At 71.2% G+C, this 21,572-nt stretch carries 18 protein-coding genes, 1 tRNA gene and 1 pseudogene; 9 read left to right on the top strand and 11 right to left on the bottom strand.

Features of this window, described 5'->3' with window-relative positions; genetic code table 11:
* Nucleotides 1-41: 41 nt before the first annotated feature.
* Genes HHX30_RS35175 through HHX30_RS35190 form a run of 4 tightly spaced genes read left to right on the top strand, consistent with a single transcriptional unit; the run spans nt 42 to nt 4,600 of the window.
* Complete coding sequence (locus tag HHX30_RS35175) at nt 42-992, top strand: phosphotransferase family protein (protein ID WP_311922996.1); 951 nt, start codon at nt 42-44, stop codon at nt 990-992.
* Nucleotides 992-2,212, top strand: coding sequence for an acyl-CoA dehydrogenase family protein (locus tag HHX30_RS35180; RefSeq protein WP_169987796.1), 1,221 nt, complete (start codon nt 992-994; stop codon nt 2,210-2,212). The genes HHX30_RS35175 and HHX30_RS35180 overlap by 1 nt, the downstream gene beginning before the upstream one ends.
* A 7-nt stretch (nt 2,213-2,219) precedes the next feature.
* Nucleotides 2,220-3,392 carry an acyl-CoA dehydrogenase family protein gene (locus HHX30_RS35185; protein ID WP_169987798.1) on the top strand — a complete coding sequence of 391 codons (1,173 nt, stop codon included), beginning with the start codon at nt 2,220-2,222 and terminating at the stop codon, nt 3,390-3,392.
* A complete protein-coding gene (locus tag HHX30_RS35190) occupies nt 3,389-4,600 on the top strand; it encodes an acyl-CoA dehydrogenase family protein (RefSeq protein WP_169987800.1) in 1,212 nt (403 codons plus the stop codon). Before HHX30_RS35185 ends, HHX30_RS35190 begins: the two co-directional genes overlap by 4 nt.
* A 19-nt stretch (nt 4,601-4,619) precedes the next feature.
* On the opposite strand, the gene HHX30_RS35195 is transcribed toward HHX30_RS35190, so the two are convergent.
* Entirely contained in the window at nt 4,620-5,249 is a 630-nt protein-coding gene (locus HHX30_RS35195) for a TetR/AcrR family transcriptional regulator (protein WP_169987802.1), read from the bottom strand.
* Between the two features lie 152 nt (nt 5,250-5,401).
* Here HHX30_RS35195 and HHX30_RS35200 point away from each other — a divergent pair, with 152 nt between their 5' ends.
* The gene (locus HHX30_RS35200; RefSeq protein ID WP_169987803.1) at nt 5,402-6,169 is read left to right on the top strand and encodes a nuclease-related domain-containing protein; all 768 of its coding nucleotides are present in this window, start codon (nt 5,402-5,404) and stop codon (nt 6,167-6,169) included.
* 45 nt (nt 6,170-6,214) lie between these two features.
* Here the strand turns inward: HHX30_RS35200 and HHX30_RS35205 are convergent, their stop codons facing one another.
* Entirely contained in the window at nt 6,215-7,567 is a 1,353-nt protein-coding gene (locus tag HHX30_RS35205) for a VWA domain-containing protein (protein ID WP_169987805.1), read from the bottom strand.
* A gap of 32 nt (nt 7,568-7,599) precedes the next feature.
* On the bottom strand, nt 7,600-8,445 hold the full coding sequence (locus HHX30_RS35210; RefSeq protein ID WP_169987807.1) for a MoxR family ATPase: 846 nt from the start codon (nt 8,443-8,445) through the stop codon (nt 7,600-7,602).
* 89 nt (nt 8,446-8,534) lie between these two features.
* Between HHX30_RS35210 and HHX30_RS35215 the strand changes: the two genes are divergently transcribed.
* Nucleotides 8,535-8,611: transfer RNA gene (locus HHX30_RS35215), tRNA-Lys, on the top strand.
* Here HHX30_RS35215 and HHX30_RS35220 read toward each other — a convergent pair.
* Nucleotides 8,574-9,503 (bottom strand): helix-turn-helix transcriptional regulator, encoded by a 930-nt coding sequence (locus tag HHX30_RS35220; RefSeq protein WP_169987809.1) that lies wholly within the window; start codon nt 9,501-9,503, stop codon nt 8,574-8,576. The genes HHX30_RS35215 and HHX30_RS35220 overlap by 38 nt on opposite strands.
* Before the next feature lie 101 nt (nt 9,504-9,604).
* On the opposite strand from HHX30_RS35220, the gene HHX30_RS35225 reads away from it, so the two are divergent.
* Entirely contained in the window at nt 9,605-10,525 is a 921-nt protein-coding gene (locus HHX30_RS35225) for an oxidoreductase (protein ID WP_169987811.1), read from the top strand.
* A gap of 10 nt (nt 10,526-10,535) precedes the next feature.
* Here the strand turns inward: HHX30_RS35225 and HHX30_RS35230 are convergent, their stop codons facing one another.
* The 5 genes from HHX30_RS35230 to HHX30_RS35250 all read right to left on the bottom strand — a co-directional run bounded on the left by HHX30_RS35230 (nt 10,536) and on the right by HHX30_RS35250 (nt 15,909).
* A complete protein-coding gene (locus HHX30_RS35230; RefSeq protein WP_169987813.1) occupies nt 10,536-11,129 on the bottom strand; it encodes a hypothetical protein in 594 nt (197 codons plus the stop codon).
* The gene (locus HHX30_RS35235) at nt 11,126-11,641 is read right to left on the bottom strand and encodes a hypothetical protein (protein ID WP_169987815.1); all 516 of its coding nucleotides are present in this window, start codon (nt 11,639-11,641) and stop codon (nt 11,126-11,128) included. Before HHX30_RS35235 ends, HHX30_RS35230 begins: the two co-directional genes overlap by 4 nt.
* An 83-nt stretch (nt 11,642-11,724) precedes the next feature.
* A complete protein-coding gene (locus HHX30_RS35240) occupies nt 11,725-12,966 on the bottom strand; it encodes an endonuclease Q family protein (protein ID WP_169987817.1) in 1,242 nt (413 codons plus the stop codon).
* A 70-nt stretch (nt 12,967-13,036) separates the two neighbouring features.
* Nucleotides 13,037-13,897, bottom strand: a complete 861-nt coding sequence (locus HHX30_RS35245; RefSeq protein WP_169987819.1) for a DUF4429 domain-containing protein — start codon at nt 13,895-13,897, stop codon at nt 13,037-13,039.
* An 86-nt stretch (nt 13,898-13,983) separates the two neighbouring features.
* Complete coding sequence (locus HHX30_RS35250) at nt 13,984-15,909, bottom strand: Xaa-Pro dipeptidyl-peptidase (protein ID WP_169987821.1); 1,926 nt, start codon at nt 15,907-15,909, stop codon at nt 13,984-13,986.
* Nucleotides 15,910-16,069: 160 nt separating this feature from the next.
* Here HHX30_RS35250 and HHX30_RS42205 point away from each other — a divergent pair.
* Both HHX30_RS42205 and HHX30_RS35260 read left to right on the top strand, forming a co-directional pair.
* A pseudogene (locus HHX30_RS42205) lies at nt 16,070-16,759 on the top strand (hydantoinase B/oxoprolinase family protein); the annotation flags it as partial.
* A 175-nt stretch (nt 16,760-16,934) separates the two neighbouring features.
* The gene (locus HHX30_RS35260; RefSeq protein WP_169987823.1) at nt 16,935-17,816 is read left to right on the top strand and encodes a substrate-binding domain-containing protein; all 882 of its coding nucleotides are present in this window, start codon (nt 16,935-16,937) and stop codon (nt 17,814-17,816) included.
* A gap of 64 nt (nt 17,817-17,880) precedes the next feature.
* Here HHX30_RS35260 and HHX30_RS35265 read toward each other — a convergent pair whose 3' ends face one another.
* Nucleotides 17,881-19,878 carry an Ig-like domain-containing protein gene (locus HHX30_RS35265; RefSeq protein WP_169987825.1) on the bottom strand — a complete coding sequence of 666 codons (1,998 nt, stop codon included), beginning with the start codon at nt 19,876-19,878 and terminating at the stop codon, nt 17,881-17,883.
* Nucleotides 19,879-19,986: 108 nt separating this feature from the next.
* Nucleotides 19,987-21,486: an SMI1/KNR4 family protein gene (locus HHX30_RS35270; RefSeq protein WP_211593126.1), complete on the bottom strand. Its 1,500-nt coding sequence runs from the start codon at nt 21,484-21,486 to the stop codon at nt 19,987-19,989.
* Between the last annotated feature and the right edge of the window lie 86 nt (nt 21,487-21,572).

The following is a 21,572-nucleotide window of genomic DNA, read 5'->3' on the forward strand; positions in this document are numbered from 1 at the left end:
CTCTGTCGACACACATACCGGCTGGTCGGTATGCTTTCCCTGTGAACCCTGACCCGCCCGGCCTCGACCTCGCCCGTCTTGCCGAACACCTCCAGCGTGAGGGCCTGACCCGAGGGCCTCTCACCGCCGAGCTGATCGTTGGGGGCAAGTCCAACCTGACGTACGTCGTCGGAGACGGCGAGAGCGCGTACGTCGTGCGGCGGCCGCCCCTCGGGCACGTCCTGGCGACGGCGCACGACATGGGCCGCGAATACCGGGTCATGAGCGCGCTCCAGGACACCGGCGTACCGGTCCCGCGCACCTACCACCTGTGCCGGGACGCCGAGGTCGTCGGCGCGCCCTTCTACGTCATGGAACACGTCCAGGGCGGGCAGCCGCCGCTCACCCCCGCCCTCGCCCACGGGCTGGTGGACGTGCTGGCCGCCCTCCACTCGATCACCCCCGAGAGCGTGGGCCTCGGCGACTTCGGCAGGCCCGAGGGCTTCCTGGAGCGGCAGGTCGCCCGGTGGAAGCGGCAGCTCGACGCCTCGCGCAGCCGCGAGGTGCCCGGCATCGATGACCTTTACGAGCGGCTCGCCCGGGACGTGCCCGTCTCCGGCGCGCCGGCGATCGTCCACGGCGACTTCAAGCTCGGCAACACGCTGATCGCCGACGGCGAGGTGCGCGCCGTGCTCGACTGGGAGATGTCCACGCTCGGCGACCCGCTCACCGACCTGGCGTTGTTCCTCCTGTACGGCGAGTTCGCCTCGCTCGACCGGGGAGCGGCCGGGGAGGTGCCGCCCAGCTCCGAGCTGGCCGCCCACTACGGGGAGGCGTCCGGCCGTGACCTGTCCCGGCTCGGCTGGTACGTCGGCCTCGCCTGCTTCAAGCTCGCGGTGATCGCCGAGGGCATCCATTTCCGATACACGAAGGGGCTCACGGTGGGGGAGGGCTTCGCCGAGGTCGGCGACCAGGTCGCCCCGATCGTCGCCCGCGGGCTGATGGAGGTCTAGTGGAGTTCGGGTTCGACGCGACCACGGAGCGCTATCGGGAGAGACTGCTCGCCTTCATGGACGAGTGCGTCTACCCCGCCGAGCACGCCTTTCACGAACAGGCGGCCGCCAGCGGGTGGAGTCCGCCGCCCCTGCTGGAGGACCTCAAGGCCGAGGCCCGCTCGCGCGGCCTGTGGAACCTCTTCCTTCCCTCTTCCGAAAAAGCAGGTGAACGCGGCGCGGGGCTGACCAACCTGCAGTACGCGCCGCTCGCCGAGATCATGGGCAGGTCGCCCGCCATCGCGCCGCCCGCCACCAACTGCGCCGCCCCGGACACCGGCAACATGGAGGTGCTCGCGGCGTTCGGCAGCGAGTGGCAGCGCAAGGAGTACCTGGAGCCTCTGCTGGCCGGAGAGATCAGGTCGGCCTTCGCGATGACCGAGCCCGAGGTGGCCTCCTCCGACGCGACGAACATCGCGACCTCCATCAGGAGGGACGGCGGGGAGTACGTCATCAACGGCCGCAAGTGGTACATCACCGGCGCGATGAACCCGAACTGCAAGATCTTCATCGTGATGGGCAAGACCGACCCGGAGGCGCCCAAACACCGGCAGCAGAGCATGGTGCTGGTCCCGCGCGACACCCCCGGCCTGACCGTACGGCGCGGCATGACGGTCTTCGGCTACGACGACGCCGACCACGGCGGCCACGCCGAGGTGGTGTTCGAGGACGTACGGGTGCCGGTGGACAACCTCATCGGCGAGGAGGGCGGCGGCTTCGCCATCGCCCAGGCGCGGCTCGGGCCGGGCCGCATCCACCACTGCATGCGGCTCATCGGCATGGCCGAGCGGGCCGTGGAGCTGATGTGCCGGCGGGCGCTGTCGCGCGAGGCGTTCGGCAAGCCGCTGGCCCGGCAGGGGGTGATCCAGGACTGGATCGCCGAGTCCCGGGTGCGCATCGAGCAGTTGCGCCTGCTCGTGCTGAAGACGGCGTGGCTGATGGACACGGTCGGCAACAAGGGCGCGCACACCGAGATCCAGGCCATCAAGATCGCCGGTCCGGCGACCGTGGAGTGGATCCTGGACAAGGCCATCCAGGCGCACGGCGCCGGCGGCCTGAGCCAGGACTTCCCGCTGGCGGCGCTGTGGGCGGGGGCGCGGTCGCTGCGGTTCGCCGACGGCCCCGACGAGGTCCACAAGCGGTCGCTCGCCTACCGCGAACTCAAGAAACACATGGGGTGATGTGCTGGTGACATGGGATGAGGCATCGGTCGCCGAGCGGGCCAGAGCCTTCCTCGCGGAGCACGACCCGGCGGCCATGGACCGCCTGGAGTTCCTGCGCGCCCGGTTCGACGCCGGGCTGGCGTGGGTGCACTTCCCCGAGGGCCTCGGCGGGCTCGGCGCGCCCCGCGGGCTGCAGGCCGTGGCCGACCGCGAGCTGAAGGGCACGCCCGACAACCAGCCGGGCCGGATCGGCATCGGCCTCGGCATGGCCGCCCCCACGATCCTCGCCTTCGGCACCGAGGAGCAGAAGAAGCGCTTCCTGCGGCCGCTGTGGACGGGCGAGGAGGTGTGGTGCCAGCTGTTCAGCGAGCCCGGCGCCGGTTCCGACCTCGCCACGCTGGCCACCCGCGCCGTACGCGAGGGCGACGAGTGGGTGGTGGACGGGCAGAAGGTGTGGACGTCCAGCGCGCACACCGCGCGCTGGGCCATCCTCGTGGCCCGCACCGACCCGGACGTGCCCAAGCACCGCGGGCTGACCTACTTCGTGTGCGACATGCACGCGCCCGGCGTCGAGGTGCGCCCGCTGCGCCAGATCACCGGAGAGGCCGAGTTCAACGAGGTCTTCCTCACCGGGGTGCGGCTGCCCGACTCGCTGCGGCTGGGCGAGGTGGGCGACGGCTGGCGGGTCGCGCAGACCACGCTCATGAACGAGCGGGTCGCCATCGGCGGCACGCCGAGCCGTCGCACGATGATGGGCGTCGTCGCCGAGACCTGGCGTTCCCGGCCCGAGCTGCGCACCCACGACCTGCACCAGCGGCTGCTCAAGCTGTGGGTGGACTCGGAGGTCATGCGGCTGACCGCCGTACGGCTGCGCGAGCAGCTCGCCGCCGGGCATCCCGGGCCGGAGGGGTCGGGCATGAAGCTGGCCTTCGCCCGGCTGCACCAGGAGCTGTCGGGCCTGGAGGTGGAACTGCTCCGCGAGGACGGCCTGGCCTACGACGACTGGACGTTCCGCCGGCCCGACACGGTCGACTTCATCGGCCGCGAGGCGGGCTACCGCTACCTGCGCGCCAAGGGCAACTCGATCGAGGGCGGCACCTCCGAGATCCTGCGCAACATCATCGCCGAACGCGTCCTCGGCCTGCCCGCCGAGCCGCGCGCCGACAAGGACGTCGCCTGGAAGGACCTCCCCCGATGACGCTGCTGTACACGGAGGTGGAGGAGGAGCTGCGGGCCGCCGTGCGCGCCCTGCTCGCCGACAAGTGCTCCCCGTCCGCCCTGCTCGACCGTGCCTCCCGGACGACGGAGTCGGGCACGCCGTACGACGCGGAGCTGTGGAAGGCGCTGGCCCGCGACATCGGCGTGGCCGGGCTGCTGATCCCGGAGGAGCTCGGCGGCACCGCTTCCCGTGAAGGCGGCGCGTCGGCCCGCGAGGCCGCCGTCGTGCTGGAGGAGCTGGGCCGGGCCGTAGCTCCCGTGCCGTACCTGAGCAGCGCCGTCCTGGCCACCCAGGCCCTGCTGACGGCCGCCGGGCAAAACGCGCGGGGAGACGTCGCGGTGGAGCTGCTGGGGCGGCTGGCCGCCGGCGAGGCGACGGCCGCGCTCGCGGTGTCGTTCGCCGCCTCGCCGTACGCGCCGCCGGCCCCGTGGCATCGAGACGGGGCCGTCCTCGGCGAGGACGGCACGGTGACCGGCACGGTCACCGGGGTGATCGGCGCGGAGGCCGCCGACGTCCTGCTCGTTCCGGTACGGCTCGCGCAGTCCGAGAAGCAGGGCACCGGCCTGTGCGCGGTGGAGGCGTCTCCGGCCGCCGGAGAGGCGGTGCGGGTGACGCCGGCCACCTCACTCGACCTGACCCGGCCCGTCGCGACCGTGTCGTTCGACTCGGCGGCCGCTCGCGTCGTCGCCACGAGGGACGGCATGGAGGCGCCCTGGGTGGGGGAGGCGCTGGCGCGCAGCGCCGGGCTGCTCGCCTCCGAACAGCTCGGCGTGGCCGAGTGGTGCCTCACCACGACGGTCGCGTACGTGAAGGAGCGCAGGCAGTTCGCCCGGCCGGTGGGGTCGTTCCAGGCGGTCAAGCACCGGCTGGCCGACCTGTGGCTGGAGGTCGTGGGGGCCAGGGCCGCGGCCCGCAACGCGGCCGCCCGGCTGGCGGAGGCGCCCGCCGCGGGGCCGCTCGGCGACGACGCGGCGGTGGCGGTCGCGGTGGCGCAGGCCCACTGCGGAGCGGTGGCGGTGCACGCGGCCGAGGAGTGCGTGCAGCTCCACGGCGGCATCGGGATGACCTGGGAGCACCCCGCCCACCTGTATCTCAAGCGGGCCAAGGCCGACCAGATCGCGCTGGGCACGCCGGGCGACCACCGCGAGGCACTGGCGGGCCCGGCCGACCTCCCGGCACCCGCGTGAGCTGTGTTTCCGGGCCTGCTCAGGGTCGCAGCGCGTTGAGCAGGAGGTCGGCGAAATGGCGGCCGACCTCCTGTCCGGTCAGCGGGCCCTCCGGGTGATACCAGGTGCCGAGGTGGTGGACCGAGCCGAAGAAGAAGTCGACCACCATCTCGGCGGGGATGTCGTCGCGGAAGACGCCGTCGCGCTGTCCCTCGACGACGAGGTCGCGGAACCGCTCGTGGTAGCGGCGCCGCTCGGCCCGCACGCTCTTGTACGTCTCCGGCGCGAGCTGGTGCATCGACCTGAAAAAGATCTTGGAGTCGTCGAGGTTGTCGACGGTCGTCACCACCACGTCCGTCGCCGCCGCGTGCAGCCGCTCGGCCACCGGGCCCTCCGCGTCGGCGAACCGGTTGAGGCGCTCCATCTGCAGGCGCAGCACCCGGGCGTAGATCTCGTGGAGCAGGTCGTCCTTGGAGTCGAAGTAGTGGTACATGGCGCCCTTGGTGACGCCCGCCCCCGCGACGATCTCCTGCACCGACGTGCTCTCGAAACCCCGCTCGGCGAACAGGCGGGTGGCCTCGGCGAGCAGGCGCTGCCGTACCGGCTCCTCAAGGGACCCGTTCGCGGGGTGCTCCCCGTTCGCGCGATCCCCCGTTACGCGGCGGGCCATGCCGACCTCCTTCGTCTCTCGAATCAAGCATACCGACTGGTCGGTCAAGTGTCGGCACTGGCGTAACTGCGCTACTTCCCTCACCTTAGGAGGGTTGGGATTCCCGGTCGGGTATCCCGGAGAAAGCCGCATGCCTAGTGTGGGGGGTTCGCGTGCCCAGTGGGTCCATTTACGTCCCGAGGGACGAGAAGTTCACCGGCGCCTCGCCGCAGAACCTGTACGAGACGTTCTGGTTCGCCGGACGCAAGAACCGCATCCGGATACGGGCCGCCATCACCTTCGCGGGGTTCGTGGTCGGCACCCTGGTGGGCCCGCGGCTCGGGCTGAACATGATCGGCGCCGGCCTCGGGCTGGCCCTCCTCGCGGGCGGCACCGACCTGTTCGTCGCCTGGCGCCTGCACGAGCGCACGGCCGTGTGGCGGGGCAAGCGCCGCGGCGAGGTGCGCACCGGACGGCTGCTGCGTCTCGGGCTGCGCCGGCACGGCTACCGGGTGATGGACGGCCGGGCCGTGCCCGGCGAGGCGTCGATCGACCACCTCGTCATCGGGCCGGGCGGCGTGTGGATCGTGGACAACGAGGCGTGGTCGCCCGACACCCTGATCGCGCGGTACGGCGAGCGGTTGTTCTTCGACGAGAAGTTCGGCACCTCGGTCGCCAAGGGCCTCATCTCGGCCGCTGGGTCGATGGCCGCCCTGCTGACCAAGGAGACCGGCATCGAGGTCTCGATCGCCCCGGTGCTCGCCGTGCACGGCGGGAAGATCAAGGCCAGGGGCGGCGTGCTGCACGGCGAGGGGCTGACCGTCGCCTACCCGCGCAGGGTGGCCCGCTGGATCCGCTCCCAGGGGTCCGCGGGGTTCGACGAGGAGCAGATCGAGCTGCTGGCCCGCACGGCGGCCCGCATCCTGCGCCGCATGAGCTGAGCACGCCGACGCGGGCCGGAATCGATTCGGGCGAAGGGAATCGACTCAGGCCAGCGTCTCGACGAACGCGGCGAGCTGGGCGACGTTGCGGCACTCGTGCATGGGAACGACCGAGCCGTACGACGTGGCGAGCGAGTCCCCGGTGTCCCACTGGGCCCGGGGCTCGGGGTTGAGCCAGTAGGCGTGCCTGGCCTGCCCGGCCAGCCGTTTCAGCGTGCCCAGCGCCGGGGCCTGGTAGTTGGACCGGGCGTCGCCCAGGATCAGCAGCGACGTCCGGGGGCCCACCGCGTCCGGAAACCGTTCGGCGAAGCGCTCGAAGACGTGGCCGTAGTCCGTGCGGCCGAACCTGACGATGTCGGCCTCCTTCGTCAGGCGGCCGATGGCGTCCAGCACGTCCGCGCCCGGGGCGAACAGGCGGGTGATCTCGTCCACGGTGTCCACGAACGCGAACGCCCGCACCTTGGTGAACTGCTCCCGCAGCGCGAACGTCAGCAACAGCGTGAAGTGCGAGAACGTGGAGACCGAGTCGCTGGCGTCGCACAGCACCACCAGCTCGGGCCGGTGCGGGCGCGGCGGGCGCAGACAGGTGGTGAGCGGCACCCCGCCCGTGGACAGCGACGCCCGGACCGTACGCCGGAAGTCGAGCCGCCCGCGCCGTCCGCGCCTGTGCCGGATCGACAGCCGGGTGGCCAGGCGGCGGGCCAGGGGATAGACCTCCCGGCGGAGCCGGGCCAGCTCGTCCTTGGTGGCGCGTAGGAAGTCGACCTGGTCGATCGGCGGCCGGACCGCGGACCTGGCGACCTTCTCGACGCCCGCCTCCTCGGCGATCCTGCGGCGTACGTCGGCGGCGACGGCCTCGGTGAAGGCCTCGATGGTCCGCGAGATGTGCCGCCTGGCGACCTTCTCCGGCAGGCCGCCGCGCTCGTCGAGCATGGCGGCGAGCATCCGGGCCACCAGCGTCTCCGGCGACAGCGCGCGCAGCACGGGGAAGGAGAACCACGACTGCCTGCCGGGGGCCGCCTGGACCTGCCCGAACCGCCCGACCATGGCCCGGGCGAACTCGCGGAACGCGGGATCGGCCGGATCGCCCATCAGCAGCTCCGCCAGCCGCTCCCGCAGCTCGGGCAGCTCGGCGTCCTCGGCGACGGCGGTGCCTTCGGCGCCGCTGATCACCGGCGGGAACCACAGGTCGAAGAGCGTGTCGAAGCCCGGCCGGTGGGCGGGCCGCTTCACCAGCGTCGCGGCGTACGCCTCGCGCAGCGTCTGCCGATCGGACAGGTCGACGACCATGAGCGCGTGGGCCGCGTCCAGTCCCTCGGCCGGGGAGACCGGCAGCCCGGCCGCCCGCAGGGCGTGGACGAACCCGACGTGCCGGTCCACGAGGGACGCGGGAGGCATGGGAGACGGGGGAGGCGGGGGAGGCGTGGTCATCACCGGGCGGGCAGGCCGAGCTCCTTGGCGGCCCGCACCTGGTCGGAGTTGTGCTTGAGCACCACGCCCAGCGTCTCGCCGATGAGGGCCTCGTCCAGCTCCGTACGGCCCAGCGCGAGCAGGGTGTGCGCCCAGTCGACGGTCTCGGCGATCGAGGGCGACTTCTTCAGCTCCAGCGCGCGCAGCGTGGCCACCGTACGGGCGAGCTGGTCGGCGATGCCCGCGGGCAGCCCGGGCACCTGGGCGAGCAGGATGTCGCGCTCCCGCTCCGGGGTGGGGTAGTCGAGGTGGAGGTACAGGCAGCGCCGTTTGAGCGCCTCCGACAGCTCGCGGGTCGCGTTCGAGGTCAGCACGACGTACGGCCGGCGTGCGGCGGTGATCGTGCCCAGCTCGGGAATCGTGACCTGGTAGTCGGACAGGATCTCCAGCAGCAGCCCTTCGACCTCGACGTCGGCCTTGTCGGTCTCGTCGATGAGCAGCACGGTGGGCTCCTCGCTCCTGATCGCCTTCAGGAGAGGGCGCTCCAGCAGGAACTCCTCGGAGAAGATGTCGTCCCAGGCGCCGTCGTCGGCCTGGATGCGCAGCAGCTGCTTCTTGTAGTTCCACTCGTACAGCGCCCGCGCCTCGTCCAGGCCCTCGTAGCACTGCAGGCGGATGAGCCGGGCGCCGGTGGCCTGGGCGACGGCCTTGGCGAGCTGGGTCTTGCCCACCCCCGCGGGTCCCTCGGCCAGCAGCGGCTTGCCCAGCGCCCCGGCCAGGAACACCGATGTCGCGATGCCGTCGTCGGCAAGGTAGTCGACGGCCGCCAGCCGCCCGCGGACCTCGTCAGGCGAGGCGAACCACATGTGCGCTCCCAACCGCTGATAACCGAATGTTGTTCTACTCTAGCCCGATTTTGACCGCTCTGAGGTGTGCGATAACCTCTAAGAGCTCTGCGCCGCTAGCTCAGTTGGTTAGAGCAGCTGACTCTTAATCAGCGGGTCCGGGGTTCGAGTCCCTGGCGGCGCACCACATCGGAAAGCCCAGGCCGTTCGGTCTGGGCTTTCCGCGTCTCCCGGGTGGCGTGCAGGGACGCGAGCAGCCGGATGCGTTCGTCGTCCGCGGTGCCGGGCTCGGCCGTGTAGACGAGCAGGACCGGCCCGGGGTTGCCGGGCAGGGGATAGACGTCCCAGGCGAGGGTGATCCCGCCGACCTGGGGATGCCGGAACAGCTTCGTCCCGTGGACCGTCTCACGCACCTCGTGCCGGGCCCAGAGCCGGCGGAAGTCCGCGCTGCGGATGCTCAGCTCGCCGATGATCGTCGTGGCGCGCGGGTGGGTCGGATCGGTCGCGACGGCGGCCCGCAACATGCCGATGTACTGCAGAGCGGTGGTCTCCCAGTCGGGGCAGCGCGCACGGGTCCCGGGATCCTCGAACAGCGCCATGAGCATGTTCCGCCGCCCCGGCGGCAGGGTGGCCGGATCGCCGAGCAGCGCCTCGGCGAGGGCGTTCCACGCGAGCACGTCGAGGTGCCGGCCGAGCACGACCGCGGGAGTGCCCATGACGTGCAGCAGGCGCCTTGTGCTGTCCGGCACGCGCTCCGGGGCGCGGCGCGTACGGACGGCCGCCGGCCGCCGCGCCGCCCGGGCGAGGGTGAACAGGTGCCGCCGTTCCTCGTCGTCCAGATCGAGCGCGGAGGCGAGGGCGTCGAGCACCTGGTCGGAGGGCCGCACCTCACGGCCCTGCTCCATGCGCTGGTAGTAATCGGTGCTCAGCCCGGCCAGCAGCGCGACCTCCTCGCGCCGCAGGCCGGCCACCTTGCGCCGGGGCCCCGGCTCCAGGCCGACGTCCTGCGGGCGCAGCCGGCCGCGCCGGGCACGCAGGAAATCGCCGAGCTCACGGGCGTACGGGTGGTCGACAGCCATGACGGCAGTCTGCCGGTGCGGTCCGCGCCGAAGGTAGGTCTGGCGTTCCCAGGCAAACGCGTACGACCGAATCCCGGCGACCCCGTCCTAGCGTCGTCGCCATGACCGAATGGAACGCCAGTCACATCCCCGATCAGCACGGCCGGGTCGCCGTCGTCACCGGCGCGAACTCGGGACTCGGCCTGGTCACCGCGACCGAACTCGCCCGGCACGGCGCACACGTCGTGATGGCCGTGCGCGACACCGCCGCCGCCGAGCGGGAGGCCGAGGCGATCCGGCGCTCCGCGCCACGGGCCGAGATCGAGGTGCGGGAGCTCGATCTGGCCTCACTCGCGTCGGTGCACGCGTTCGCGAAGGACCTGACCGCCGGCTTCCCGGCGATCGACCTGCTGGTCAACAACGCCGGTGTGGTCCTCCTCGGCCCCGCCCGCACGACGGCCGACGGGTTCGAGCTGCAGTTCGGCACCAACATGCTGGGTCACTTCGCCCTCACCGGCCTGCTGCTCGACAATCTCGGCCGGGCGGACGCCGCACGGGTGGTCAGCCTCAGCTCGATCGTGCACAAGAACGCCCACCTCGACTTCGACGACCTGATGTCGCGGCGCGACTTCAACGCCAGTCGCGTGTACGGCCGCTCCAAGCTCGCCACCACCGCCTTCGGCCTCGAACTCGACCGCCGCCTACGCGCCGCGGGCTCACCGGTCGTCAGCGTCGTCGCCCACCCCGGGCTGTCCAGGAGCAATCTCACCCCCCGGGCCTGGGAGTACCGCCCCCGGGCCGGGCGGATCTTCGCCCGGATCGGGCTGCTGGTGACGCAGCCGGCCGAGCGGGGGGCGCTGCCGCAACTCTTCGCCGCGACCGCGCCCGGCGTGCGCGGCGGTCAGTTCTTCGGACCGTCCGGCCTCTTCGAGATGCGCGGCCGGGTCGTGGAGGTCCGCCCCAGCGCGGAGGCGGCCGACCCGAGCGTCGGACGCCGCCTGTGGACCGCCGCCGAGGCCCTGACCGGCGTCACCTACCTCTGACCTGACCTGGTCAGATCGGGACGCTGTACAGGCGCCGGGTGGCGTCGAGGTATCGCTCGTCGATGAGACGTCCCGAGACGCGACCCGCCAAGGTGAGCCAGTTGTCCAGCCACAGGCCGAGGCTGCCCTCGGGCCTGGCGGGCTCGCCCGTCGTGAACACGTCGATCAGGCCGGGGCGGCGTGGCGCGAGTCCCGTGGCGTACTGGTGATAGGGCCAGCCGGGGTCGGCGATCTCGGTCGGGCTGTGCCGTCCGGCCGTGCTCCCGTCCGAGTAGTACAGATCGTGCACGCCGAGGCCGTACGGCTCCCACACCACCTGGAGGAATCTGCGCCCGGTGGCGGCCAGCACGTCGGTGCGCAGGCGCGGGCCGGCGATGGTGATGGCGTGGGTCCAGCCGGGTGAGTGCTCGCCGAGCCAGACGAGCTCCCTGAACGCGTACGGCTCGTACTCCCGCATCGCCTCGTCGAGGCCGCAGGGCACCGCCGTCGCGGGATCGGAGCCCAGGACGCGGGCGATCTCGTCGGGGTCGTCGCCCTCGATCCAGGTCCCGGCGAACATGTCATCGAACCCGCGCGCCGCCAGCAGGGGCCATTGCTCCGTCATGAGGCCCTCGCTCCAGCCGCGATCCGGCACAGGGTGCGGCGCCGGGCGAGCCACTCCCGGTCGACGAACCTGCCGGTGATCCGGCCGACGGCGATCAGATGGGGTTCGAGGTCGTCCTCGGCGCCCTGGTCGTCGTTGAGTTCCAGGTCGTCGAGTCCCTCCTCGCGGTAGAGGCCCGGGACACCGTAGAACTCGTCGATCTCCCGTAGGTAGCAGAAGTCGAAGACCCGCCGGCCCGGCAGGTTCAGGTCGGCCGCCGAACCGGTGAGCGTCAGGGCGAACGTCCAGCCGGGCGCGTGCTCGCCCATCCACAGGACGCGGGTGCGGTCGTCCATCGTGCTCCAGCGCAACGCGGTGGCCAGGTCACACTCGAGCACCGCTGCGGGATCGATCCCCAACTGGGCCTTGATCGCGTCGAAGTCGTCGCCTTCGATCCACGCGGCCTGGAAATCCTCCCGCAGCCCTGCCTCGGTCAGCAGTCCCCATTGGCTCTCTTCGGGGAAAAGCCCCATCCAGCACCCCAATCCTGAGGTGGCAGAAGATACCGCACAAATGATCAAAGGTTTGCCTGAAGCGGGGCGCACAACCGGCCGCCTCACGGACCCAGGGTGCGGATCTGGCCGAACTCGCCGTCGTAGCCGGGGTCCTTGGCCACCTCGCCGTTCCGCAGGCGGCCGATCGCCTCGGCGAGCGGCGGCGAGAGGGCGGCGATGTCGCCGAGAGGAAGGTCGCCGAGGATCGCGAGCTCCGGCCCGAGCGCGGCCACGAGCCGGTCGGTCTCGGCGCTCACCTTCTTGCTCTTCGGGCCCACCCCCAGGATCTCGGCCACGAGATCCGGGAGCGGGACGAGGTTGCGGAAGCCCGCCGCGCCGCGCGGGGTCATGCCGGCCGGGCGGTCGGCCAGGTCCTCGACCCTGCTGAGCACGCCGACCGTGAGCTTCCTGCCGCACACCGGGCACAGGCCGCCGAGCTCGCGGGTCTCCTCCGGGTCGAGGCGCACGCCGCACTTGCGGTGGCCGTCGACGTGGTACTTGCCCGCCTCGGGGAAGAACTCGGTCGTGCCGCACAGGCCGGCGCCGGTGCGCAGGACGCGCTCGATCGCGAAGTAGTCCAGGTCGGTCTCGAAGACCGTGCTCTCGCGGCCGACGATGGGCGGCGAGTGCGCGTCCGAGTAGCTGACCAGCCGATATCCGTCGAGGCCGGAGACCTGCCACATCATCGCGGGGTCGGCAGACAGCCCGGTCTCCAGCGCGAAGACGTGCTCGGTGAGGTCGCCGAAGCACTCCTCGAGGCTGTCGAACCCCGATTTCGAGCCGAGCACGCCGAACCACGGCGTCCACACGTGCGCCGGCACCAGGTAGGCGCCCTCGCCGCAGGACAGGACGGCCTCCAGTAGCTCGCGGGAGCTCATGCGCACGGTGGGCCGGCCGTCCACGCCGAGGTCGGCGACCTTGGCCAGGCCGCGGTTGAACTCCTCGACCTGGTCGAATCCGGGCAGATAGACGAGGTGGTGGATCTTCCGGGAGCGGCCGCCCTGAAAGTAGACGGTGGAGATCTCCACCGACGGCATGTACCGCACGGGCGCGCCTGCCACGCTGTCCGGCAGCGTGGCGGCGACCTCGCGGTCGAGGTCGTCGCGCAGCCGGAACAGCCCCGGCTCGGCCGGCACGAGAGCCGTGCGCAGCCGTTCCAGCCAGGCCGGGTGGGTGAAGTCGCCCGTGCCCATGAGCGTGACGCCCTTGCGCCGGGCCCACCAGGTCAGCTGCTCCAGGTCGCTGTTCTTGCTGCACGCGTACGCGTACCTGGAGTGCATGTGCAGGTCGGCGTGGAAACGCACGGGGACCTCTCCCGTCGGTGTGATCCCGGATCCACCAGCTTGCCGATCAGGAGAGATCGAAACCCGCCCCCTACAGTTCGGCGATGCGGTCCAGCAGCGCCTTCTTCGCCGTGCTGAACTCCTCGTCGGTCAGCACTCCGTTCCGGTGCAGTTCGCCCAGGTCGCCGAGCCGCCGAATCAGCAGGTCGCGCCCGTCGGAGGCAGGCGGCGACAGTGCGGCGGGCGGTTCCGGAGCGTGGCGGGCCAGCCGCGCCAGCACGGCGGCCCCGACGAGGACACTCGTCCCTCCGAAGCGCTGCACCCCCCAGGACAGGCAGCGCCGATCCTCCTCCGGCCGGCCGGTCGGCCCTGCGCCGCGCACGTGGAAACGCAGGCTTCCGTAGGCCAGGCCCGCCTGGGGCTTCCACTCGACGCCGGTCAGATCCGACAGCCGGAACTCCTGTGCGCCGGCCGCCTGCTTGACCGTCTTCGCGAATCCCGTCCACTCCAGGCGGACCCGGACACCGTCGAAGCTCACGGTGCCGTCACCGGCCGTGGCGCTGATCGGCACGGCCGGACCGGGCAACAGGAAATCGGGACAGGGCCCCTCCGGCACCTGGGCCAGCTGCACCAGATCGCGGATCTCACCGGCCATGTACTCCGCCGCCGCCTTGCGCTCCTTGGGCACAGCCAGCCGGTAGGGGTCGGCGGGGGCGGCCAGCAGCCCGGCGCCGACCTCGGTCAGCGGATCCGCGCCGGGCCGCAGCCGCAGCCGCAGGTGCCCGCCTTTGCGGGAGGGCTCGAACACGGCGCCCGCCACGGCCTCCAACGGCACCACCAGGTCCCCGAGGGCCTTGCGCACCTCGTGGACGTCGCGGCCGCTTCCGGGGGTGATCCGCACGGCCTCGACATCGACCGTCCATGAGCCGTCTTCCACGACGATCTCGGTCATGCGATCACACTACGACGAAGGCGGGGCCTCAGACGCGGGCGCCGGGACGAGGCTCCCGGCGCCCGCGTCACAGGACGGTCAGGGGATCAGTAGAGCTTGTTGTCCGGCACCGGCAGGTCGATCTGCTGGGGACCGTGCCAGGTGCCCTTGTCCTTGGGAATGTCGCCGCCGTTCAGCGCGTGGCCGACACCGAGCACGAGCGGAATCTCCACCCGGCTCTTGTGCAGGTCGATGGTGACGGTCGTGCCGGTGGCCCGCTCGCCGCTGTAGTTAGAGTCGGTGCCGGCGATCACCAGTCCGATCCTGTGGCCCTTCTTGAAGACGTACTCCTGCGGCAGGGTCTTCCACTTGACCTGCGCGTACGTGCCGGGGGTCAGCGGCGAAGACCCGGAGAGCGAGTCGCGGTTCTGCGCGTCGGCCCAGCCGCGGGCCACGACCTCCAGCGGCCGCGTGGCCAGGTTGGTGACGACCTTCCGGTAGCAGGCGTCGTCGGCGGCGGTGCTGTCGCCGTGGCAGTCCTCCTGGGCGAGGGTGGTGATGCCCTGTCCACGGCGCCAGTCGACCCGGGTGTCCTCGCCGAAGTCGACGAGAAGCGCGGTCAGGTTCGAGGTCGGCTTGTCGAGCGAGACCCGCAGGTCCACCTCGGGCGTGCCCGACATGCGCAGGTCGCGCGGCAGTTCACCCGTGGTGAAGGCGACCCGTCCGGGCTTGGCCGTGCCGACGTCGGCGACCATCGCGTCCTCCGACTGGCGGATGTCGGTGAAGCTCGCGGTCTCGCCGTTCTTGCCGGGGTTGAGGTTCAGCGAACCATCGGCGGACGGGCGGAAGAAGTGGGTCGAGGCGGCCGGCGTCGGCCAGTCGCGCTGAGTGATCCACTCGGCCGGGCCGACCTGCACGTCGGCTCGGGGCTCCTCCATGATCCCGTTGTCCACGCCGAGCAGCCAGCGGTCGAACCAGCGGTGCAGCGTGTCGACCCACAGGTCGCGGCGCCCCTCGAAGTCGAAGGGGTCCACGTGCTGATACTGGCCGACCCAGATCTTGCGCGGCACGTTCCGGTCGGCGAGTGCCTGCCACCACACGGAGAAGTTGTCGGGCTTGACGTTCAGGTCGTTGACCGTGTGCACGACGAAGACGCTGGCGTGCACCTTCGACGCGTCGCCGAGCGACCCGGCGACGTAGTCGCGCTCGGCCCAGAAGCCGTTGTAGTTCCCCGTGGCGTCGTCGGCGTCGACGTCCAGTTGGGCCCGCTTCGCCGCGCACTTGGCGGCCGGGTCGGTGTCGACGACCCGGGACAGGTACGACATGTAGTTGTAGTTGTAGATGACGCCGTTGGAGCGCTGGTACTTGTACCAGGAGCTGATGGCGGAGATCGGGACGATCGTCTCCAGGCCCTCGACCCCGGTCGCCGCGACCGCGTTGGCCAGCGTGCCGTCGTACGACTTGCCGATCATGCCGGCCCTGCCGGTGCTCCAGTCGGCCACCGCGGGGGAGCCGTCGTCGTGGTAGCCGGGGGCGCGGCCGTTCAGCCAGTCGACGACCGCCTTGCCGCCCAGCACGTCGGCCTTGCCGCCCACGTCGGGGCAGCCGTCGGACTTCGTGGTGCCGACCATGTCGACGTTGAGGACGGCGTACCCGCGCGGCACGAAGTAGTTGTCGTAGAACAGCGGGAACTTGGCCGGCTCGCCCGCCGCGTCGTACACCTTGCGCTCGGACTCGTTGCCACGCCCGGAGTTGTCGTAGTAGGGGCTCTCGTCGATGATCGACGGCACCTTGAGCCCGGCCCCCGACTCCTTGGGCCTGATGATGTCGACCCTGACCCGGTCGAGGCGGCCGTCGGAGTCGCTGTCGACGCTCGACTCGACGTAGACGTGCTCGCGGACGGCGTCGGCGTAGGAGAAGACCGGCTGGGTCCGTCCCTGGTCGACGGTGATGGCCGGGCCGGTGGCCGCGTGGGCCGGGACCGCGCCGATCGCGGTCACGGCGACCGCGGCGATGGCTGCTCGTAACAGCACGGAGAGCCTCCAGAGGGGGTGTGGAATCCTCCGCAAATCTCCATGCGTACCTTTATGCCGACAAGATCCCTTTATGTGATCGACATCACCTTGGTCCTTCGGTGTGACACAAGTGGCTGTAGTGGGTCAAAAAACGCCGTGAACCCTTGACTGCTCCCCGGTGCACTACGCGATCAAGTGCCTGCTGCCCGACGACGTGCCGTTCAACGAGGGGTCGATGGAGCCGGTGACCATCCACGCCCCTGAGGGCTCGGCGGTCAACCCGATCTCCCCCGCCGCGGTCGGCGACCGGCACCTGGCCTCCCAGCGGCTGGCGTCCGTCATGACCCGGGCGCTCGCCCCGGCGGCGCCGCACCGCGCGTCGTCCGAATGGTTCGTGGGCTGGCCGGTGCTGATCTGCGAGTCGGCCTCGCCGAAGACCGGGGACGGCGTCGTGCTGCTCGCCAACGTCGCAGGCGGGGCCGGTGCCACCGCGGCGCACGACGGCGCGGACGCGGTCGACGTCCACATGGCCAACTGCGCGATCATCCCCGCGGAGATCATCGAGTCGAGCTACCGGTTGCGCGGCGAGCGCTACGAACTGGTGCCCGACAGCGGCGGTGCGGGACGCACGCGGGGCGGCCTGGGCATCCGCGCCGACTACCGGAACATCTCCGACGACCCCATGCAGTTCCTCTCCGAGGCCGAGCAGAGCAATCCCGGTCACGCCCCCCAGGGGCTCGACGGCGGTCTGCCCGGCACGTCCGCCTCGATCGTCCTCATCCGGCAGGACGGCGAGGAGACCCCGCTCCCGGCGAAGGGGCAGCACGTCGCCGCCCCGGGCGAGGTGGTGAGCCTGCGCGCCGGCGGCGGAGCCGGTTACCGCCGGCGTCTCCACGGCCGCCGCGGGGCGCGCGCTGGGGGGTTACGGAAGCGTCAGCGAGGACGTACGGCGGCGGGTGGCGGAGGCGGCGCGGCAGCTCAACTACCGCGCCAACCGCCTCGCCGCCAGCGTCCGCACCGGCCGTACCGACACCATCGGAGTGGTGTGCGCCGACATCGAGAGTCCCTTCTTCGCCCGCGCGCTGCGGGGGATCTCCGACGTCGCGCACGAGCACGGCTTCAGCACCCTCGTCACCAACAGCGACGAGGACCTCGCCAGCGAGCGTGAGGCGGTCCAGCTGCTCCTGCACAAGCAGGTGGACGGGATCATCTGCGCGCCCGCCGACGTCACCCAGGTCGACCATCTGGCGCAGGCGCAGACCGGTGGCACGCCCGTGGTCCTGTTCGACCGCGTCAGCGACCACCTGGAGGCCGACGCCGTCGTCGTGGACGGCATGAAGGCCGCCTACCAGGCCGTACGGCGACTGCTCGACCTCGGCCACCGGCGCGTCGCGATCGTCGCGGAGCTGCGCCAGCCGCGGGAGCAGGACTGGGCCAGGTTCCTCACCCCGCAGGCCGAGGTGTCGCTGGGCGAGCTCAGCCCGAGCGAGGCCCGGCTGCTCGGTTACCTGCGGGCCCACTGGGACGCCGGGGTGCCGGTGCGCCGCGAACTCGTGCGGCGCACCGGCACCTACGCCGCCGAGGCCGCCTATCAGCAGACCAAGCGCGTCCTCGCGCTGAAGAACCCGCCCAGGGCGATCTTCACGGTGGACAACCTGATGACGGTCGGCGCCTACCGCGCGATCCGCGACCTCGGCATCGCGGTGCCCGACCGGCTCTCTGTGGTGGCCTTCGACGACCTCGACTGGACCGTGCTGGTCTCCCCGGCCCTGAGCGTCATCACGCAGCCGGTCTACGAGATGGGCGCGGAGGCGGCCCGGCGCCTGATCCGGCGCCTGCGGGACCCGGAGCCGGCACCGCCCGGCACGCTGTTCATGGACGTCACCCTGGTCGAGCGGGAGTCCGTCGCCCCGATCCCGACCTGATCCGGCCGCATGGGAGGGGTGCGGGCAGGAAGCCGGAGCCCTGCCCGCACCACACGTCAGGCCGTCACTCGGCGCGGATGTCGTCGATGTAGAAGGTGCCGGCATTGATCCAGAGGTAAAGGCCGCGCACGTCCTTCAGGTCCTCGGCCGTGCAGGAGAACGAGTCGACGAGGCTGATGTCGACCGTCACCGTGCTGTTCTCGTCCTTCGAGTCGGTCGCAGACCTGCACTCGTGCAGGTCGGGGCCGGCCAGCAGCAAAAGCTCGGTCCAGGTCCACGACGCCCCGGTTTTGAGGTCGTACTTGAGCGTGCCCTTGGCCGACAGGTCGACGGGCTCCGGGAGGCGCGCGCCCCACCAGGTGCCGCCGTCGCCCTCCCAGCGAGGAGCCATGTCCACCCGCGCACTGTGGGTGCCGTCGGTGGCGAACTCGGTGGATTGGGTGACCGTGCCCTCGACCGCCTGCGGCGCCCATCCCTGCACGCCGTCCTCGAAGGAGAACATCTTGACCGCCCTGTCCGGGTCGGGCTTGACGGTCACCGTGATCCGGGCGACGTTCGACAGCTTCCGCGACAAGCTGTCGTCGTTTACCACGTATGTCGCAGTGGCCTGGCGGGTGAACCCGTCGACGGGGGTAAAGACCACCTTTCCGGACGAGTCGGTCGTGAACGTACCGCCGGTCACGGTGACACTCGTCTGGCGTCCCTCGGCCTCCGGATCGAGGTCGACGGAGTCCGGATCGATTAGGTAGTGGTAGGCGATGTCATTGGCCGTGACGTCGATCGTGACCGCCGTCCTCGCGGCCGTGACGGCCGTGTCGTCGTCGGCTACCGGATCGATGAACTCCGGTGGGCGGTTGTTCATCAGGAGGCCGGCGTTGGTGAGGGTCTGGCAGACCGGGCCGGGGCAGTTGACTGTGTAGCCGTCGAGGTCGGGGAGGATGTCGCCGAAGAACTCCTCGTTGATCTGCCAGAAGGCGAAGCCCGCTCCCTTGCCGGATCTGAACGCGTTCGTCCAGGATTGGTAGACGGGGTTGCGCACGGCCTTGTCCAGCAGGCCGAACGCGCTGAGCACCACCGGCTTCCCGATCTCTCGGCCGTCGGCGAGATGCCTGGTGATCCAGGCCGTGCCCCAGGCGGCGTCCTTGCCCCACTTGTCCGGAAAGAGCTGCAGGGACATCAGGTCGATCTCCGGCAGCCTCGCCAGAGCGAGGGTGTCCACGCCCTGACTGCAGTTGTTCGTCAGGTCCGGGCCGCCCGGGTCGGTGCAGTAGAACCCTTCGTCGCCCGCGCTCAGCAGGTGGTTGCGATCGAGCGACTTGACGTGCCGGGACATCTCGTCCGCCCAGGCGGTGATCGTGGCCGCGCTGCAGTCGGGCGAGGTGGGCAAGCCGCCCGTCCCCTTGCACCGGGGCGCGTCGGCCAGTTCCCACGCCATGATCGTGGGATCGTCCTTGTAAGCGACGCCGGTCAGCGTGTTGACCCGGTTGAGCAGATGGCTGATCCAGTCCTTGAACCAGCCTTTGATTGTTGGAGTGGTGAAGAAGTCGTCGTGGTACTGCCCGCCGGTCCAGCGGACGTACTGGTCCATGCCGCCATAGCCCGTCCAGTCGTTGACGAGCGGGATCATCACCCTGACTCCGGACATCGAGGCCCTCCACAGCACGTAGTCGAGCTGCCGGAGGCCGTCCTCTCCGTCGTTGTAGGCGGGTTTGGTCCCGTCCCAGTACTGGAAGTGGCCATCGGAGGTGCCGTCATCCTCACCGATCTCCTTGGAACCGGCGACGCGGATCACCCTCAGGGCGGCCGTCTCCGCGCGGTGGAAGACACTGTCCACCACCTCGTGGCCCCTCTGGGCGAGAAGGTGATCGTTGGCCCCGGCGAAGCGCCAGGGCTTTCCGGTGTCCTTGATCATGAGCCTGGTGCCCACACGCTTCACAAAGGTGGTGCCAAGGCTGTCCGTGGTGGCGGTGCTCGCCGTGGCGGGGGCAGCCACCAGCCCCGCGAGCAGGGCGAGCACAATGACCGCCGCGGCAGACGTGCGCAGTTGTCGTAATCGACTCATCGACGCTCCTTCGTCTGGGAGAGGCCCGGGCCCAGGGGCGTGCCGACCCGGCTCGTCCTGGTTATCACGAAGACGATCTTGGTGAATAGCGGATTTCCGCCGGGGGCGTCAGCCCCGGGTGCTCTCCCATTCCAGTGCGCCCTTGACGACCTCCGGCCGCCAGCCGCGGATCGGCCTGCCGGTCTCCAGCGACCTCGCGGTCGCCTTCAGCAGCGCCAGGTAGGACGGCCACACCACGTCGCCCTCCAGCGTGATCCCCTCCTCGTTGAAGAACTCGCCCGTCTTCCCCGTACGGGTGTCGACGAACAGGTTCCCGCCGTCGTTGGCGTACGCGAAGGGGATCAGATGGCCGTCCCACCAGTAACCGAGCAGGTCTCCTCCGACGTCGCAGAGCATTTTCCACTCGCTGCGAATGTGCTTGGCGGACATCAGCTCGTAGAAGGGGGCGGGGCCGAAGCCCCAGGAGCCGCCGCCGTCGTGACGCAGCAGTGAGGCGCGCAGGTCGTCGGGGAACCGCAGCCCCATCGCCGCCTCCGACCTGGCGATGTCCAGGGGACGGGCCGGGGGCCGCAGCAGCGTGTACGTCGCGGGCGCCTTGCGGGCAAGCCACCGCTCGATGCGCCGCCACACCGCGTTCACCTCGGCGGTGACGCGCGGCCCCGGCATACGCACCCGGGGCGTACGGCGGGTCGGGAGGCAGCCGCCGGCCCGCAGCTCTTCGGCCGTCGGCTTCTCCGGGGTCGGCTCCACGGTGGGCGTGGGGCTGGGAGACGGCCGGGGGCCGCCGGCGCAGCCCGGCCGCGCGGGGGCGGGATCATCGGCCCAGCGCAGCTCACAGCCCGCCGTCACGACCGGATGCCAGTCGCGCAGCGCCGCACCCCGCTCCAGCGCGCCGGCCAGCGCCTCCAGCATCGCCAGATGCGAGGGCCAGCCCATCGGGCCGTCGTACTTCAGTTTCTCCTGCCACGCGGCCTCGCCCACCCGGCCCGTACGCGGCTCGACGAACAGCTCCCGGCCGCGGGCGTCGCCGCCGACGGCCAGAAGGCTGCCGTGCCACACCCCGTGCTCGGGGTCGGCCGCGTCCAGGTCGCCCTCCATCACCAGGTCCTGGCACTTGCTCCAGTTCTCGGAGTCGATGTCTGACACCCCGAGCAGGGTGTACGACGGAGGGAGCTGGAACCCCGCCCCGGGATTGCCGTCGGCGCCGTCATGCCGCAGGTAGGAGGCGTACAGGTCGTCGGGAAGGCGGCGGCTGCGCGTGGCCTCCCACCGGGCGAGATCCTGCGGGTCGGCGCCGAACTTGAGCGTCCGCAGCGTGGCCGAGGCGTGCGCGCCCAGCCAGCGTTCGATTCGGTCCCACGCCTGGTTCACCCGCGCGGCGACCGCCGGATCGGGCGTGCGCGGGGTGTACGTGGGCTCCGCGATCATGAAGCCGGGCTGCGACAGGGGGAGGCCGGGCTCGGGCGTGCTCCGGTCGCCTCTCCAATAGATCGGCGGGCAGCCGATGGCTTCCGCCTCCTCGGGGGTGAGCGCGTCGGCCTTGATCTTCGCCTCGAACTCGGGATCACCGCAGGACAGCGACGTCGAACCACCGAAGGATATGGACATGCACCTCACTGCGTCCTTCAGGAGGTCCGGCTCGCCCGCGAGCCCTGCCATCAGGAGCGCGGCCACGAGCGCCGGTCGTACGACAC

It is taken from the genome of Microbispora sp. H10836 (genome assembly GCF_012999525.1).
In the GTDB taxonomy this organism is placed as follows: domain Bacteria; phylum Actinomycetota; class Actinomycetes; order Streptosporangiales; family Streptosporangiaceae; genus Microbispora.

Bases quoted from the DNA above. Each gene is read 5' to 3' on its own strand.
- HHX30_RS35190 (WP_169987800.1), top strand. From the start codon at position 3,389: ATGACGCTGCTGTACACGGAGGTGGAGGAGGAGCTGCGGGCCGCCGTG.
- HHX30_RS35195 (WP_169987802.1), bottom strand. From the start codon at position 5,249: ATGGCCCGCCGCGTAACGGGGGATCGCGCGAACGGGGAGCACCCCGCG.
- HHX30_RS35205 (WP_169987805.1), bottom strand. From the start codon at position 7,567: ATGCCTCCCGCGTCCCTCGTGGACCGGCACGTCGGGTTCGTCCACGCC.
- HHX30_RS35210 (WP_169987807.1), bottom strand. From the start codon at position 8,445: ATGTGGTTCGCCTCGCCTGACGAGGTCCGCGGGCGGCTGGCGGCCGTC.
- HHX30_RS35220 (WP_169987809.1), bottom strand. From the start codon at position 9,503: ATGGCTGTCGACCACCCGTACGCCCGTGAGCTCGGCGATTTCCTGCGT.
- HHX30_RS35225 (WP_169987811.1), top strand. From the start codon at position 9,605: ATGACCGAATGGAACGCCAGTCACATCCCCGATCAGCACGGCCGGGTC.
- HHX30_RS35230 (WP_169987813.1), bottom strand. From the start codon at position 11,129: ATGACGGAGCAATGGCCCCTGCTGGCGGCGCGCGGGTTCGATGACATG.
- HHX30_RS35235 (WP_169987815.1), bottom strand. From the start codon at position 11,641: ATGGGGCTTTTCCCCGAAGAGAGCCAATGGGGACTGCTGACCGAGGCA.
- HHX30_RS35245 (WP_169987819.1), bottom strand. From the start codon at position 13,897: ATGACCGAGATCGTCGTGGAAGACGGCTCATGGACGGTCGATGTCGAG.
- HHX30_RS35265 (WP_169987825.1), bottom strand. From the start codon at position 19,878: ATGAGTCGATTACGACAACTGCGCACGTCTGCCGCGGCGGTCATTGTG.
- HHX30_RS35270 (WP_211593126.1), bottom strand. From the start codon at position 21,486: ATGTCCATATCCTTCGGTGGTTCGACGTCGCTGTCCTGCGGTGATCCC.